The sequence below is a fragment of the Panacibacter microcysteis genome (genome assembly GCF_015831355.1).
Classification (GTDB): Bacteria; Bacteroidota; Bacteroidia; order Chitinophagales; family Chitinophagaceae; genus Panacibacter; species Panacibacter microcysteis.
This window is the reverse complement of the sequence record NZ_JADWYR010000002.1, coordinates 139,080-153,976: the sequence shown is the minus strand read 5'-3', so window position 1 is coordinate 153,976 and position 14,897 is coordinate 139,080. Positions and strand designations below refer to the sequence as shown.

The window sequence follows — 14,897 nt, the reverse complement described above, 5'->3', positions numbered from 1 at the left end:
GATACGAAAATGCGATCCTGAAAAATACAGAAGGATGAATCAATTTTAGGATGACACACCCGGAGATGCTGAATAATGTGTTGCAGTACAAGAGTGCGACGCAACCAAAGCTTAACAGATATTCATAAGCCGGGCCAATAAGCAAAAAAGTTGTTTATACAGCGGTTTCCTGGCTAGTCTGCAGCTGGTATAATTCTGCATAATAACCGTTCAGCGCCAGCAGCTCTTCGTGTGTACCCTTTTCTACAATACTACCATCTTCGATAACGATTACCTGGTCAAAATTCAATACTGTAAAAATGCGGTGTGTAATGAGTATAGCGGTTTTATTGCCAAGCAACGTGTATAGATTATTGATGATCTGGTTTTCTGTTTTGGCATCTACTGCGCTCAAGCAATCATCAAATACCAGTATATCTGGGTTCTTGATAAGGCCACGTGCTATAGATATACGTTGCTTCTGACCACCACTGAGTGTAACACCTCTCTCCCCTACCAATGCGCTGTAACCGTTTTGCAGGCCTTCAATCTCATTGTGGATGGCTGCATTTTTTGCCGCGGTGTGTATAGTGTCCTGCGTTGGTTCATTTACCAGCCCAAATGCAATGTTTCGAGAAACAGTATCGCTAAAAAGAAACACATCCTGCGGTACATAACTAATATTGTTCCTTAAATAAAACAGTGGCAGATCTCTGATGTCTTTGCCACCAATTGTTATAGTACCTGACTCAGGATCGTAAAAGCGCAACAGCAGTTGTGCAACCGTAGATTTACCACTACCGGTTTTTCCAAGTATCAAAACTTTTTCGCCTTCCCTGATTGTAAGTGTGAAGTGTTGTAATGCTTTTATGCCGGTATTGGTGTATGTAAAAGACACGTCATTGAATACGATATCACCGGAAAGATCACTTTCGTTGCCGGTAACAGCGGGTGATTTGATGGTAGCTTCTGTTTGCAGAAATTCATTCAGCCGCTTTTGCGAGGCCGCAGCTCTCTGTATAATGCTTGCTACGGAACCAATTGCCGTAACAGGCCATGTAAGCATATTGATATAAATAACAAACTCTACGATGATGCCTACTTTCGAGGGATCATCAATAGCCATTTTGCCACCAATAAATATGGTAAGTAATGTACTTAAGCCAACAAGCAAAGTCATACTCGGAAAAAAGATTGCCTCTGTTTTGGCCAATGCCACAGCGTTTTTCCGGTAATCTTCGCTGTTATTTTTAAAGAACCGAAGCATTGCCGTTTCTTGTATGAAGGATTTTATCACTCTTATGCCGGAATACGATTCCTGCGCATTTGTAGTGAGATCAGACAACAAAGACTGTACCCTTTCGCTCTTTCTGTGTATTGTAATGTTTACAAAATAAATTGTAACAGCCAGCACCGGTAAAGGAGAAAGCACAATAAGACTTAGCTGAAGATCTTTGCTAAACATATTAACCATACACATACCAATCAATGACACAAGATTAACGAAGTACATAACAGCAGGACCAAGATACATACGTACACGGCTTACATCTTCTGCAATCCTGTTCATCATGTCACCGGTACGGTGCGTTTTAAAAAAGCCTGCATCCAGTTGCTGGTAATGCGCATACACCTCATTTTTCATATCGTACTCTACATGACGGCTCATTACAATCAATGTCTGCCGCATGATAAACATAAACAGGCCACGCAACAGCGCAAGCACCAAAATAGTAAGGCTGCACACCAGTACAAGCGTAGCAAAACTCATTTGCTGAACCCAACCAATAAAAAACATGACAATGCCATTGTAAGATTCTTTTACTGACACTGGTTTACCACCCGGCAAATGCTCCTGCACTTTGTTTACCACGTACCCCGTAATTTCAGGCGCAAGCACCGCAAAATAGTTAGACAGGACAACGAAGACGATACCGGTAATAAAGCGGTAACGATATTTCCAGAAATATTTATTTACTGCTGCTAGTTGTTTCAATCAAAGAATTTTAATCAAAATTACCGCAAAGCAATTTACTAAAGATGGGCCCGGCTGAAGTACATGAATGAAACATCGTTGCGTCGCACTCTTGTACGGCTATATCTTTATTGGGCAACAGGTGCTGCAACCTGCGGTGGCAAAGCCTTGCAGCCTGCTGCGCCTGGCTATATTATATAATTTGAATTTATTTTTTTGGAAGATAAAAATCTGCACCCTTATTTTGCACCCGGAGAGATGGCAGAGCGGTCGAATGCGGCGGTCTTGAAAACCGTTGACTGTAACAGGTCCGGGGGTTCGAATCCCTCTCTCTCCGCCAGACTGCTCAACTAAATGATACTGAAACCTGTAAAGTTAGCTTTACAGGTTTTTTATTTTCTATACTTTATGCATAAGATCTAAGGTGTTATACAGGCAAACTCTATTTATTAATATACACTCCCAATTTTTTAAATATCAAATTCCTAACTTCCCAAATGAATGTTAACAATACTTATTTAGTTTTTGTATTTGTGCTGAATTAATTACCCATCCACATTTCTTTCTAACATCGGGTAAAATTCATGTAACCTTTTGTACCCCACTGTATATGAAATAACTTAACATATCCTTTTCTTTCCGCAAGTAATTGGTTTACATCACATCATCTAAAGCGTTACGCAAGTAACAGAGATGGCCAGGCCAGCCTGAACAGAAAACCCGGCTCAAAATTTGGCAAGCAGGTAATTATGTCTTTATTTTGGCGGAAGTTTGTTGCTAACTATGTTGCATCATGATTTTACTAAGTGAAAATATCAACCGAATACCGAAAAAAATTATTGCGAAATCGTGTGTAACTCCAATAGGTTAATAATCCTCCTGACAAAATCCGATGGTAGCTCAACTACGTGCATTTATCGGAAGTTTATCCAAAAGATTGTAACGATACGGTGCCATTGAAAGATTAAAAAAAGACTGCAGGAAGTTGAACAAATGTTCACATTACTGCTGATTTTAAATACTTCTTCCCAGTCCGTGTGACTGAGAGAGGCGGAGCCATAAACTTTTCCAATGCAAATTAAATTTTTTCCCGTTTTGATGTTCTCTGTTGCTATTGTGCATTTTGGAACATCCTGCTCATCTACCAACAAGTATGCGTCGATGACTTACCTTGCAGACAGTGTAAAAGCATCTCAAAAAATTGTCGCAAAAAAGCCAGATTATTTTCTACAACCAGGTGACAGAGTAAACATCATTGTTACAGCCCTAAATCCCCAGGCAGCACAGGAATTTAATCAAATGCCCGTGACACCTTCTACAGGTGCACAAGCAACCACTCCTTCCGGTGGCTACCTTGTCGATGACGATGGCAACATCGTATTTCCTCAAATAGGAATAATACATGCTGCAGGTATTACTACAAAAAAACTGGCAGACACGCTTAAAACGAACCTGCTAAATTATTTAAAGGAGCCAGCAGTTACGGTAAACGTCATAAACTTCAAAGTAAATATTCTCGGAGAAGTGAACCGCCCCGGGCCGGTCATTGTTCCCGATGGAAAAATGTCAGTACTCGAAGCAATCAGCCAGAGCGGTGATCTTACGATTTATGGTAAGAGAGAAAATGTTATGATTATAAGAGAAATGAACGGTAAAAGAGAGTTTGCAAAACTTGATCTTACCAGCAACGATATTTTTGACTCACCTTATTTCTATCTGCAACAGGGCGATGTTGTTTACGTTGAAATGAACAAAAACAAAATGGTGCTTAGTGATGCTTCAGAAACAAGAAAATTCAGGATAACAAGTATAATTTTAGCTGCTGTAACTGCAGGTGCTATTTTATTCAACTCTTTAAAATAGCAAATAAACTCTACCACTGATGCTTAATAACCACAACGGCTATCAACATAAGGAAAACGGAACGGCTCATGCAGCGCAGGCAGTTCCGCAAACAAAAAATCCAAAAGAATTACTCTTTAAATACCGGCACTACCTGCCGCTATTTATTATTTGTCTTGCAGTGTTCACAGGTATTACCTATATATACTTACGTTATAAAATACCGGTATACAACAGTACTGTAAAAATTCTCGTAAAAGACGACAATAAAAGCGGCAGTGAGAGCGCAGATGAATTATCAGCAGAAATCTTATCGAAGCTGGTATCCAGCGGAAAGACAAATATTTCTAATGAACTGGAAATTATCAAATCCAGCACATTAATGGAGAAAGTAGTTCGTAAACTTGGACTAAATGTTATTTACACATCTATTGGCAATTTGAGGGAAACAGAGGTTTATGATAAAGGCAAGTCAAAACTGATCGAATTTAAAAGCATCAGTGATTCATCCAAACAGTACGAAGTAAATCTGCAGGTGCTGGATGGCAAACTTCACTACATTACAGACTCCGCAAATATTGAGATAACCAATAACACTATCGTACGTACCAAAGACTTTTCTTTCATTGCTCATGTAGATGACTTTAAAGAATTCAAGCCTGACTACACTTATAATATCAAATGGTATCCACCTGCCGTAATGGCTTCAAAGCTCGCATCTGAACTTACCGTAGGGTCTTTAAGCAAAGATGCAAGCATTATGCTCATCGCATTTTCATCGGGCGTGCCCGCAAAAGGAAGAGACATATTGAACGGACTCGCACAGGAGTACAGCCAGGCAGGGATAGATGAAAAGAACAAAACCATAGACAATACCATTCAATTTGTAAACGATCGCCTCGTATTAATTTCCGGCGAACTTGGCAATGTAGAATCCAGTCTCCAGACTTTCCGCGAAACCAACAATGTCATCAATATTGCAGGCCAGCAACAGTTAGATATAGACAGGCTGAAAGAAATAAAAGAGAAAATGGATGAAGCGCAGGTCAAACTGCAGGTTACAGATATGATCCGGGATTATGTAAATGATCCTTCAAAAAAATACAACCTTGTGCCCACTTCACTGGGCATTGAAGACGCAACAATGCTTGCGCTGATAGAAGAATACAATAAAGCGGCACTCCAGCGCGAAGACCTCTTAAAAACAATTGCGCCCGGCAATATTGCGGTTAAAACTATTGACAGTAAGTTGGAACAACTACAGCAAAAAATACTTGAAACAACAGGCAATATAAAAGCATCATTTCAATCAGTTTATAATGCAACGAGGGCGGACTACAACCAGGTTGTAGGCAATATGAGCAGCATGCCCGGTAAAGAGAAAAAATTACTCGAGATTGCCCGTCAGCAGGGTATCAAAGAAAAACTGTACCTGTTCCTGCTGCAGAAAAGAGAAGAAGCCGCCATTACAAGAGCATCTGCAATCAGTAACAGCAGGGCAATCGATCCTGCGGTAACCAACAGCATCCCCGTTGAACCCAGGACAACTTTATTGTATTTACTGGCAATCATTGCGGGTATTGGTGTTCCTTTTGCCATTATTTATATCAGGGATCTTTTTAACGATAAGGTTACAACGGCCGAAGATATTCAGCAGGCTACACAGGCTCCCATAGTAGGAGAAATCAATCATAACCCCGGAACTTCAGACCGCAAAATTGTGGTGGCGCAAACACGTGGTGTTGTATCTGAACAATTCCGCATTATCAGAACCAACCTCCAATATTTCCTCAACAGCGGTAAACCTATCTCCGGCATCCTGGTTACATCAACAATGGCTGGCGAGGGTAAAACTTTCATCTCCATGAATCTGGGTGCTGTTCTTGCCGTTTCAGGAAAAAAAGTTTTATTAATGGAGTTTGACCTGCGCAAACCCAAAATAACGGCTGCCTTAAACATTGAAAACGCATCGCAGGGTATTACCACTTATCTCAGCGGAAAGCAGGATGTGTCTTCCATCCTCAGGCAAATAAAATCAGTGGAGAATTATTGGCTGCTGCCTTGCGGGCCCATACCACCAAACCCCGCAGAGCTGTTATTAAGCCCCAAACTCGATCAGATGTTTGCTGAGCTCAAAGAAATGTTCGATTACATCATTATCGACTGTCCGCCACTCGGCATTGTAAGTGATGCTAAGATACTGTCAAAATACAGCGACATTAACTTATACGTGGTGCGCCAGCGTTATACACTTAAAAAGCAACTCGGCTTTGTAAATAATCTTTACACAGAGCAAAAGCTTAACAATCTGGCACTCGTAGTAAACGATGTAATACTCAACGGTGCTAACGGGTATTACGGCTATGCCAATACATACGGCTACGGTTATACACGCTATAATTACGATTACAGTTATGGTTCAGGTTACAACTCAAACGCCAAAGAAGAAAAATCACTGCTCAAAAAAATGCTTGGTAAAAAAGAATCGGACTAATTATTACACGTTTCTATGCAGGCTTTTTTTTGTGAACCCGGCAGTGTAACACCCATGAAGCTTCGTTGCGTCGCACTCTTGTACTGCATAACCATGATCATCTTTTCGATCCGGTTTACCAATGTCACTAAATTTTATAAAGGCGTATAATTATACATACACTTTTCTAATTGCATAACCTGCATGAAAGCTTTAGCAAAAAGAATCTATACTAATCAACACTACAGTAAGGTTGCCGAATGGGGTAAACTTATCAGCATTGCAGGCAGTGCGCAGATATTAATCCAGGCAATAGGTTTTGGCTGCGGCATCCTCATCATCAGGATGCTGTCATTTGAAGAATATGCGATCTATACACTTGCCAATACAATGCTTGGAACTATGACCGTACTGGCAGACGGAGGCATTTCAACCGGCGCCTTATCAATAGCGGGAAAAGTTTGGCAGGATCCTAAAAAGCTAGGGGCGGTAATGGCCACCGGCATAGCATTGAGAAGAAAGTTTGCCGTCATCAGCCTGCTTATCGCAACCCCGATATTATTGTTTTTACTTTGGCGCCACGATGCGGGCTGGTTAACAACAGCACTTGTTACATTATCATTAGTGCCCGCATTTTATGCAGCACTGTCCGATAATATTCTCGAGATTGCCCCGCGTATAAAGCAGGATATCGTTCCGTTACAAAAAAACCAGGTTGCTGCAAACCTCATGCGCCTGGCGTTATTGCTGTCCAGCATCTTCTTTCTTCCGTACGCTTTTATCGCAATCCTTGGCAGTGGCATTTCAAGAACCTGGGCAAACTTCAGGTTAAGAAAGATTTCTTCCGGCTATGCCGATGCCTCACAGGAGCGGGATAAAGAAATGGAATCAAAAATTATTGCTACAGTAAAAAGAATTTTCCCCGTATCTCTTTATTATTGTTTTTCCAGCCAGGCAACTATCTGGATCATTTCCCTTGCCGGTACCACCGCCACACTTGGAAAGGTTGGTGCGCTTAGTGGCTTAACAACTGCACTCAATCTTTTCACCGTATTATTTTCTGTATTAATTGTGCCGAGGTTTGCAAGGTTGCAGGAAGACAAGCAGGTAATACGCAAACGTTTTTGGCAGCTTCAGCTTGGACTGTTCCTTTTAAGCGCCGCAATCATTACAGTGGTGTCACTGTTTTCATCAAATATTTTATGGCTGCTGGGCGACAGGTTTTCTGCGCTTAATTCAGAGCTTGTGCTGGTAGCAGCTTCCAGCTGCGCCGCATTAATCAGCGCCAGCACAAACCAGTTATTGTCATCCCGGGGTATTATAGTGCCGCCATTTATATTTATAGCCACTTCAATAGCGGCACAGGTAGCACTGGCTTTTGTACTGCGCTTAAACGAAACTTCCGGTGCTATTCTATACGGGCTTTATTCATCACTTATCATTTATTCAATAAGATTAATTTATCTCTTTATAAGACTACGCAGGTATGAGACTAACCAATAAGATCATCAACTATTACAATATTGCCTATCGCACAGATCATTTTCCTTCCTGGAGCGAATTATTCCTGACACGCAAAAAAGTCTTTGCGTATTATGGCTTCCTCGGCGATAAAAATTTTGGCGATGAACTGGTATTCGAGTCTGCAAAAGAATTATTTCACCCACATATACTTTTACCGGTACGTAAGCAAATGCCTTTGTTCGTGAAACTGTACAAAAGGTTTTACAGGCGCAAAATAGCAGGCCTGGTTATCGGCGGTGGCACACTTATCGGCCCGCTTTGGGAAAGGGAATTTTTTGAAAGCCTTGTTGCCAATTCAATTCCTGTGTATATGCATGGCACGGGCGTGCATGAAAAGATTGCCTGTGCAGACGGATGGAAAAACATACTCAAAGGAAAAGTGTATGGCGGCGTAAGAGGTCCTTTGTCTATAAACAATATACAGCCGGTATTCAACAAAGCAAAAATTGCAGGTGATGCAGCTTTTGGCATATTCGATACCGGTGCTGTAACGAACAAACAACCGGGATCGAAGAAAATACTGATCAACATTGGTACACACCAGGTATACAATGGCCAGGATAAAAGCAGGATATACTTTGAGCAGTTTATCGGGCATCTGCTAAACAATGGCTACGAGATACATTTCCTTCCTTTACACAGCATAGACGTAAAAGCAGGAAACGAACTGATACAAAAGTTCCCGGCCATACAAATGCTTCATATACCCGCTAAGTTTGCAGAAGCAGTAAACATTTTCAGGGATTATACTTTTGCCACAGGTGAAAGACTGCATTTTATTGTAATGGCTATGCTTACAGGCACACCATTCATTTCTGTTAACTATGCAAAAAAGCATGAAGATCTGTTGGAAAGTGTACTGCTTTCTAAAGCAGGTTTACATCCGCAACATGTTTCGCTGGAAAAAATGGTGGAAGCTTTTGACAACAGGGAGCAGTTTAACTGGAAAGAAACAACTTCCCAAATAAGCCGTTTAAAGGAAATGCAACATTCCGAACAGCAAAATTTTATGGCGGCTGTGTAATACGTGTTGCAAAATGTGCTGCAGTACAAGAGTGCGACGCAACAAAAGCATCATAGCAGCAATGCAGCCTGGCTCATAATCTTCTTCCATATCCTTTACAAATCTACATGACTAAAATTCTCTTTATCTGTGGTGCGCTTGAATACGGCTGCAACGGTGTAGGTGACTACACCAGACGGCTTGCGGCTGAATTGATTAAACAAGGGCTTTCAACGGCCATCGTTGCATGGCACGACAATCATGTTACTGCTTTTATTGATGGGGTACAGGAAGAAGATAAAACAACGGTGCCCGTGCTGCGCATACCGGCCTCTTACACAACAGCACAAAAAATAAAACGCGCATCAAAATGGATCAATGATTTTGACCCTGACTGGTGCAGTGTACAGTTTGTACCTTTTGCCTATCATAAAAAAGGGCTTCCGTTTAATCTTGCAGCCGAGTTTATAAGCGCTGCCGGAAAAAGAAAATGGCAAATCATGTTTCATGAATTATGGGTTGGCATGAGTACACAATCAACCCTGAAAGAACATTACTGGGGCGTGTTGCAAAAAAAACTGATCAAACGATTTATTGCACAGCTTCAACCATCGGTTATTCATACACAAACAGGTTTATACAAATTTCAGCTTGACAAACTGGGCTACCAGGCAGGCATTCTTCCATTGTTTCCTAATATTTCGGTAACAGATGAAGATGTAACACCACTTTACCACCCTGCAAATAATATTGATATTACCGTTGTTGTTTTTGGCAATATTCATCATGGCGCACCGGCAGCAACACTTGCGCAGGAAGCGGCAGATTTCGCAGCAGATAACAATAAAAAACTACAACTGTATCTTATAGGTCATAGTGGTGCAGAAAAAGAAAAATGGATAGCGGCATGGCAACAACACAATATACCCGTTAAAAGTTTTGGTGAGCAATCGCCGCACTATATATCTTTTCTGTTTAAACATGCTTCTGTAGGTATTTCTACTACTCCCCTTTTACTCATAGAAAAAAGCGGATCTGTGGCAGCAATGCGAGAACATGGTTTGCCGGTTATATGTGCAGCAAGACCATGGCAAATAAAACAGCCAATCAATTTTCAGCCACCGCCGGGTATTATGGAATACAAAAAAGGTAATCTTGGTGCATTGTTGCAAAAAGATATACCCACAGTACAGCAAAAAAATCTTGCAGACATCAGCAAAGAGTTTATGCAAACAATTTTATCTGCAAATTAATATGGCAAGCATCGGTTATTTGTGGCGGAACAGGGCAAGATTTTCACCGGCTTCAGCCAGGTTTTACAAAGCATGGGCCAAACGTGTACATGCACTTCCATCATTGCTGCAACGAAATTACCGGCGCAGCAAGCTTACCGGTAAAGGAGCTACAATACATGAAACAGCAGAGATTGGAGAAGTAACAGTGCAGGGTCATAAAAAACACTTGCACATTGGCCGTTTATCCTTTTTAGGACGCGTGATGATAGCCCTGCATGATGATGTGATCATTGGCGAAAAAGTATGCATCAACGATGGTGTTGAAATATTAACCGCATCGCACGACATAGCAGATCCTGAATGGAAACACGTTAAAGCAAAGATTGTTATCGAAGATTATGCATGGATAGGAACCGGCGCCCTTCTCTTGCCCGGTGTTACAATTGGCAAAGGTGCTGTTGTTGGCGCAAGGGCTGTTGTAACCAAATCTGTTCCACCCGGTGTGGTAGTAGCGGGCAATCCTGCAAAACCCTTGCAGCGTAAGCGTTCTGAAGAACTGGTATATGACCCCTGCGAATTTCTTGCAGCCAACCGTGCATGGTTAAAGGGATAAAGCAATAACAAAGAAAATGTTGATACCAACAATTGTTTTTCATGGCATCGCCTGTTGCGTCGCAAGCACTTCATCTGCAACAAATATGGCAGCAATACGATGCCCTTTCAAAAAAATACTTCAGCAAAAGCGCAGCATTTCTTAGCGCTTCGTTCTTATTTATGAAATTAATTGTATCTCATCTTAATGGTAACGCAAATGTAAAAGCTGCGCTGGATGGATTTATACAAGCCGGTTTACTCGCAGAGTTTTATGTATCGCTTGCGGTTTTTCCCGGCACCTTACTCGATCGTTTAGGTGGCATCAACCAACTCGCTGAAATAAGGAGGCGCAGCTTCGACAGATCGTTGAAAAAATATACCCGCTCTTTACCCTTATTCGAAGCAGGCCGGTTGCTGGCGATCAAAGCCGGTGCAGTATCACTCATAGCACATGAAAAGGGTATGTTTTCAGTCGACAGCGTGGCACAAAGAATTGATCATAAAGTTGCACGCAGAATAAAAACATTACCGCGTAAAGACAAGTATGCCATCTACGCGTACGAAGATTCTGCACTCAACGCGTTCCGCGCAGCAAAAAACGCAGGCATGCCTTGCCTGTATGATCTGCCAATTGGCTACTGGAAATCCGCTCACAAAATATTTGAAACAGAAAAAGAAAAGTTGCCGGATTGGGCCGCAACGCTTACAGGTCTCAATGACTCTCCTGCCAAGCTGCAACGAAAAGATGAAGAGTTAAAACTGGCAGACGCCATCTTTGTTGCCAGCAGCTTCACGGCAAAAACGTTAAAAGATTACAGTGGCACCCTTGCACCCGTGAGTGTTATACCTTACGGCTTTCCGCCGGTGGCAGGTCCACACGAAAAAGTGTACAACTCTTTTACACATAACCGTCCACTGAAACTGTTATTCGTAGGCAGCTTATCACAACGCAAAGGAATTGCTTACCTCTTTGAGGCTGTTGAAAAATTTGGAACGAAAGTTCAGCTTACTGTTGTAGGCAGGAAAAAAGATGTACCATGCGCAATCCTCGATAAAAATCTGTCCCGCCATACATGGTTTGAAAGTCTCTCCAACAACGAAATATTGCAGTTAATGCGGGAGCATGATGTTTTTGTGTTCCCTTCTTTGTTTGAAGGTTTTGGCCTGGTTATTACAGAAGCCATGTCTCAGGGTACACCGGTAATAACAACGGAAAACACAATAGGCCCCGATTTTATCACGCATGATGAAAACGGCTGGTTGATCGACGCCGGCTCTGCACAGGCACTCGAAGCAGTATTGGACAAAATTATAAGTAACCCCTCCGTAATTGAAAAAGCTGGCAAGGCAGCAATGAAAACCGCTGCTGAACGTCCGTGGCAGGTATATAGCAATGAACTTGCCCGGGCAGTACAAACGCATTTTCATAATCACAACAAGACTACACATGAGCCAGTATGATCTTGTTATGGACAGGGAAATGACGTTGCGGTCATTTGAAACAACACAGCAACAACAGGCCAGGGAGAATTACGGTTTGTTGAAAAAAGGCATCTGGTTGTATGTGCTGCTGCTGTTATTCGAAGGCGCACTAAGAAAATGGTTGTTACCTGGTTTTTCACCGCTGCTGCTTATCCGCGATCCGCTGGCTATTTTCTTAATCTTTAAGTCACGTTCGCAGGGCCTGTTAAAAATGAATGCCTATATCGTATGCATGTTCATAATAGCAGTTGCAGGTATATACACAGCTATATTGTTCGGGCATGGCAATATCTGGGTAGCACTATACGGGGCGAGAATATTGCTGATACACTTCCCGCTGATCTTTGTGATCGGTAATATATTCAATCGCAATGATGTAATTGCTGTAGGGCGGATGCTGTTGCTGGTATCCATACCCATGGTTATACTTACAGTCATGCAATTTTACAGCCCGCAGTCTGCATGGGTTAACCGCAGTGTAACAGGTGATGAAGCCGGTGCCGGTTTTGCAGGCGCATTAGGTTTCTTCAGGCCGCCGGGAACTTTTTCTTTTACCAATGGCAACGCACTTTTCTTTAGCCTTGTCGCATCATTTGTATTCTATTTCTGGTTCAATCAAAAAGAGATCAAAAAGTTAGTTTTGTGGGCTGCCACTGCTGCTGTACTGGTCTCCGTACCATTCTCTATAAGCCGTACACTATTTTTCGAGGTTGCACTAAGTGCTGTTTTTGCTGGGGTTTATATTTTACACAAACCACAACATATCGGCAAAATGCTGTTGGCACTTACAGGCATCGTCGTACTGTTTATTTTGCTCAGCAATTATCCTTCGTTTCAACTGGCGGTAGATGCTTTTACAACACGTTTCGATTCCGCCAATGAAAATGAAGGCGGCATCAATGGCGTGCTGGGAGACCGCTACCTGGGAACAATGATTGGCGCCATAACCGGTGCAGCAGACCTTCCGTTTTTTGGCTACGGTATGGGCATGGGTACCAGTGTGGGCGCGGTGTTAATAGCAGGAAAATCAGGACTGATACTGGCAGAAGACGAATGGGCAAGAAACATTAGCGAGCTGGGTTTATTAATGGGCTTCTCGCTCATTCTTGTAAGGCTGGTATTTTTTATAAAGCTTGCCTTCGCGGCTTATAAAAAATTATCTGTTGATGATCTTCTTCCCTGGATGCTTGTTTCGTTTGGTATCGTAAATATTCCCCAGGGACAATGGGCGCAGCCAACAGCACTTGGCTTTGGTATAGTGATCGCAGGTCTGTTGCTGGCTTCACTGCGAAATACAACAGCAAATGAAAGGGTATAAATACAAATACAATTATCCGGTAGCCGGCATTAGTAATGCTATGATGCTTTGGTTGTGTCACTCACTTGTACTGCAGAGCCTTGAGCAACAACGATGAGTTTTACACAATCGTTTTCAGTAATGGTTAAACAACAAAAAATAAGAAACCAGGCAAACCTGTTGCTAATGCTTAGCCAGTTGTTCGTTAAAAAATCCAGGCATCATGAATAAACTGAACCTTGTCTTTTTTGTGCATCCATCTTTCTTTGGTTCGCAAAGCATGCCAAGGTATGCGCAGATGCTTACCGAAGGAATGCAAGGTCGTGGACACAAAGTCACAACACTTTTGCCGCAACCTGTATTCTCTAAAATCACACTTTTCAATAGCCTCAGGAAATGGTTTGGTTATATTGATCAGTATTTACTGTTTCCACGACAGGTAAAAAAGTTTGTAAAAGGTTGCGATGACAATACACTGTTTATTTTCACTGATCATGCCCTGGGCATGTGGATGCCACTGGTAAAAAACAGGTTGATGGTTGTGCATTGCCACGACTTTCTTGCGCAACGCTCCGCGCTGGGAGAAATTCCTGAAAACCCGGTAAGCAGTAGCGGTAAAAAGTACCAGGCGCTTATCAGAAAAGGTTTTTCAAGTGCAAAACATTTCATTACTGTTTCAGAAAATACAAAGCGTGATCTGTATAAATTTCCTGTTAAGCCTTATACTGTTGAAGTTATTTACAATGCGCTGAACAGAAGATTTACACCTGCGAAAGATTTATCCTCATTAAACGATAAGGTCGGCAAAGATCTGTCGGGTGGTTACATTTTACATGTAGGCGGTAATCAATGGTATAAAAACAGGAAAGGCGCAATTGAAATCTACACACAATGGCGTGCCCAAAGCAGGCATAATTTGCCATTATTGCTCATCGGTGCCAGGCCTGATGAAAGCTTGCTGAAAGTTTACGAAGCATCCTCATTCAAACAGGATATTTATTTGCTTACTGGTATTGACGATACCTTATTAAATACAGCATATTCCGGCGCAACGCTATTATTATACCCTTCTATCGCAGAAGGTTTCGGATGGCCCATAGCAGAAGCTATGGCTTGTGGCTGCCCGGTAGTAACAACGGCAAGTGCGCCAATGTCAGAAGTGGGCGGAGAAGCGGCATTTTATATTCCAAAAAAAGCATCCGGAGCGGAAAAGGAAACAATAGCCTGGAGTATGGAATGTGCAGAAGCTGTTGAGCAGGTAGTTGGTTTGACCCTTGAACAACGCCGAAAAGCTATCAATGCAGGTTTTGAAAATGTAAAGCGTTTTGATCAGCAGAAAATGCTTGATCTTACTGAGGCATTTTACTACAAAGCCTTAAGAGCTTATAAGAACGGCAATACAGAAACAGTCGCAGGTGAGGGCAAACGCAGTCTTCATGCTGTATCTCTTTAATATCGAATATTTCGCAATCCTAAACAACCTTAAATCTTAC

The 14,897-nt window shown here is 42.0% G+C and carries 10 protein-coding genes and 1 tRNA gene; 10 read left to right on the top strand and 1 reads right to left on the bottom strand.

What is annotated here, in order from left to right:
* Positions 1-154: 154 nt before the first annotated feature.
* Entirely contained in the window at positions 155-1,975 is a 1,821-nt protein-coding gene (locus tag I5907_RS12615) for an ABC transporter ATP-binding protein (RefSeq protein ID WP_196991176.1), read from the bottom strand.
* Positions 1,976-2,206: 231 nt separating this feature from the next.
* Here I5907_RS12615 and I5907_RS12610 point away from each other — a divergent pair.
* The 10 genes from I5907_RS12610 (at position 2,207) to I5907_RS12565 (ending at position 14,857) form a co-directional block, all read left to right on the top strand.
* Positions 2,207-2,294 (top strand) — tRNA-Ser (locus I5907_RS12610).
* 731 nt (positions 2,295-3,025) lie between these two features.
* Positions 3,026-3,817 carry a polysaccharide biosynthesis/export family protein gene (locus tag I5907_RS12605; RefSeq protein WP_196991175.1) on the top strand — a complete coding sequence of 264 codons (792 nt, stop codon included), beginning with the start codon at positions 3,026-3,028 and terminating at the stop codon, positions 3,815-3,817.
* A 19-nt stretch (positions 3,818-3,836) separates the two neighbouring features.
* Positions 3,837-6,290 (top strand): GumC family protein, encoded by a 2,454-nt coding sequence (locus tag I5907_RS12600; protein ID WP_196991174.1) that lies wholly within the window; start codon positions 3,837-3,839, stop codon positions 6,288-6,290.
* Positions 6,291-6,473: 183 nt separating this feature from the next.
* Entirely contained in the window at positions 6,474-7,772 is a 1,299-nt protein-coding gene (locus I5907_RS12595) for a lipopolysaccharide biosynthesis protein (protein ID WP_196991173.1), read from the top strand.
* On the top strand, positions 7,756-8,817 hold the full coding sequence (locus I5907_RS12590) for a polysaccharide pyruvyl transferase family protein (RefSeq protein ID WP_196991172.1): 1,062 nt from the start codon (positions 7,756-7,758) through the stop codon (positions 8,815-8,817). The genes I5907_RS12595 and I5907_RS12590 overlap by 17 nt, the downstream gene beginning before the upstream one ends.
* A 107-nt stretch (positions 8,818-8,924) precedes the next feature.
* Positions 8,925-10,049 (top strand): glycosyltransferase family protein, encoded by a 1,125-nt coding sequence (locus I5907_RS12585; RefSeq protein WP_196991171.1) that lies wholly within the window; start codon positions 8,925-8,927, stop codon positions 10,047-10,049.
* A gap of 1 nt (position 10,050) precedes the next feature.
* Positions 10,051-10,644, top strand: a complete 594-nt coding sequence (locus I5907_RS12580) for an acyltransferase (protein ID WP_196991170.1) — start codon at positions 10,051-10,053, stop codon at positions 10,642-10,644.
* 161 nt (positions 10,645-10,805) lie between these two features.
* Positions 10,806-12,086 (top strand): glycosyltransferase family 4 protein, encoded by a 1,281-nt coding sequence (locus I5907_RS12575; RefSeq protein WP_196991169.1) that lies wholly within the window; start codon positions 10,806-10,808, stop codon positions 12,084-12,086.
* Positions 12,073-13,425: an O-antigen ligase family protein gene (locus I5907_RS12570; RefSeq protein ID WP_196991168.1), complete on the top strand. Its 1,353-nt coding sequence runs from the start codon at positions 12,073-12,075 to the stop codon at positions 13,423-13,425. Before I5907_RS12575 ends, I5907_RS12570 begins: the two co-directional genes overlap by 14 nt.
* A gap of 202 nt (positions 13,426-13,627) precedes the next feature.
* Positions 13,628-14,857, top strand: coding sequence for a glycosyltransferase family 4 protein (locus I5907_RS12565; RefSeq protein WP_196991167.1), 1,230 nt, complete (start codon positions 13,628-13,630; stop codon positions 14,855-14,857).
* Positions 14,858-14,897: the final 40 nt, after the last annotated feature.